This is a genomic window from Micromonospora sp. NPDC047756, assembly GCF_055587245.1.
Genome location: NZ_JBVJGQ010000016.1, coordinates 1 through 2,414, shown reverse-complemented (window position 1 = coordinate 2,414; position 2,414 = coordinate 1). Strand labels below are relative to the sequence as shown.

At 58.6% G+C, this 2,414-nt stretch carries 2 rRNA genes (1 of these 2 running past the window's edge); both read right to left on the bottom strand.

The annotated features are described in order from the left end of the window. Positions 1-332, bottom strand: a 23S ribosomal RNA gene (locus ACZ6NZ_RS32315) (it extends 2,975 nt beyond the left edge of the window). A 385-nt stretch (positions 333-717) separates the two neighbouring features. Next, a 16S ribosomal RNA gene (locus ACZ6NZ_RS32310) occupies positions 718-2,232 on the bottom strand. Together the 16S and 23S rRNA genes form the textbook arrangement of a ribosomal RNA operon. Positions 2,233-2,414 lie beyond the last annotated feature (182 nt).

Genomic DNA, 2,414 nt, shown 5'->3' with positions numbered 1-2,414 from the left:
TAGGGTCCCACAACCCCGACCACGCAACCCCTGACAGGTATCACACGCAGCCGGTTTAGCCTCGATCCGCTTTCGCTCGCCACTACTCACGGAATCACTAAATTGTTTTCTCTTCCTACGGGTACTGAGATGTTTCACTTCCCCGCGTTCCCTCCACACACCCTATGTGTTCAGGTGTGGGTGACACCACATGACTGGTGCCAGGTTTCCCCATTCGGACACCCTGGGATCACAGCTTGGTTGACAGCTCCCCCAGGCCTATCGCGGCCTCCCACGTCCTTCATCGGCTCCTGGTGCCAAGGCATTCACCGTTCGCCCTTGACAACTTGACCACAAAGATGCTCGCGTCCACTGTGCAATTCTCAACAAACGACCAACCCACAACCCCAACAGCCCCACACCAAACCCAACCCAACAGTCGGCGGTATGCGGGGCCAGGCCATGCCTGGCAGACTCCCAGCCCCCACACGGGAGGCCGGCGCGTCTCTGAAACAACAACACCATGGTTGTTCCTTCAGGACCCAACAGGGTGCTCACATTCTTTCTCAGCCGCACCAGAACATTGCCGTTCCCACCACCCCCGAAGGAGTGGCTGTACTAGGTGTCCCGGCCGTTGCCGAGGAAAAACTTGCCAGTGTCTCCGCCATTCGAGCACCCCACCACCACATTCGGGCAGTGCGGGCTCCTTACCGACTTTCGTCGGAAGGTGCTCCTTAGAAAGGAGGTGATCCAGCCGCACCTTCCGGTACGGCTACCTTGTTACGACTTCGTCCCAATCGCCAGCCCCACCTTCGACGGCTCCCTCCACAAGGGTTGGGCCACCGGCTTCGGGTGTTGCCGACTTTCGTGACGTGACGGGCGGTGTGTACAAGGCCCGGGAACGTATTCACCGCAGCGTTGCTGATCTGCGATTACTAGCGACTCCGACTTCACGGGGTCGAGTTGCAGACCCCGATCCGAACTGAGACCGGCTTTTTGGGATTCGCTCCACCTCACGGTATCGCAGCCCATTGTACCGGCCATTGTAGCATGCGTGAAGCCCTGGACATAAGGGGCATGATGACTTGACGTCATCCCCACCTTCCTCCGAGTTGACCCCGGCAGTCTTCGATGAGTCCCCGCCATAACGCGCTGGCAACATCGAACGAGGGTTGCGCTCGTTGCGGGACTTAACCCAACATCTCACGACACGAGCTGACGACAGCCATGCACCACCTGTGACCGCCCCCGAAGGACCCCCCATCTCTGGAGGTTTTGCGGCCATGTCAAACCCAGGTAAGGTTCTTCGCGTTGCATCGAATTAATCCGCATGCTCCGCCGCTTGTGCGGGCCCCCGTCAATTCCTTTGAGTTTTAGCCTTGCGGCCGTACTCCCCAGGCGGGGCGCTTAATGCGTTAGCTGCGGCACAGGGAACCGGAGAGGCCCCCCACACCTAGCGCCCAACGTTTACAGCGTGGACTACCAGGGTATCTAATCCTGTTCGCTCCCCACGCTTTCGCTCCTCAGCGTCAGTATCGGCCCAGAGACCCGCCTTCGCCACCGGTGTTCCTCCTGATATCTGCGCATTTCACCGCTACACCAGGAATTCCAGTCTCCCCTACCGAACTCTAGCCTGCCCGTATCGACCGCAGGCTTGGGGTTGAGCCCCAAGTTTTCACGGTCGACGCGACAAGCCGCCTACGAGCTCTTTACGCCCAATAAATCCGGACAACGCTCGCACCCTACGTCTTACCGCGGCTGCTGGCACGTAGTTGGCCGGTGCTTCTTCTGCAGGTACCGTCACTCTCGCTTCGTCCCTGCTGAAAGAGGTTTACAACCCGAAGGCCGTCATCCCTCACGCGGCGTCGCTGCATCAGGCTTCCGCCCATTGTGCAATATTCCCCACTGCTGCCTCCCGTAGGAGTCTGGGCCGTGTCTCAGTCCCAGTGTGGCCGGTCGCCCTCTCAGGCCGGCTACCCGTCGTCGCCTTGGTAGGCCATCACCCCACCAACAAGCTGATAGGCCGCGAGCCCATCCCAAGCCGAAAAACTTTCCACCACCAGCCATGCGGCCAGCAGTAATATTCGGTATTAGCCCCCGTTTCCGAGGGTTATCCCAAAGCTTGGGGCAGGTTGCTCACGTGTTACTCACCCGTTCGCCGCTCGAGTACCCCGAAGGGCCTTTCCGCTCGACTTGCATGTGTTAAGCACGCCGCCAGCGTTCGTCCTGAGCCAGGATCAAACTCTCCAACAAAAAATGAGTTGAACAGCTATCCCGGCAACAAACAAATGTTGCCAAAGGAATCCCAACCAGCCAGCAAAAACTGACCAGTCCGGGGTATAAATCATAATTGGCACTGGCTTTACAAGCACCCTGTTGAGTTCTCAAAGAACAACCACACACCGATCAAAGCACCACACTCAATGGCACCCATC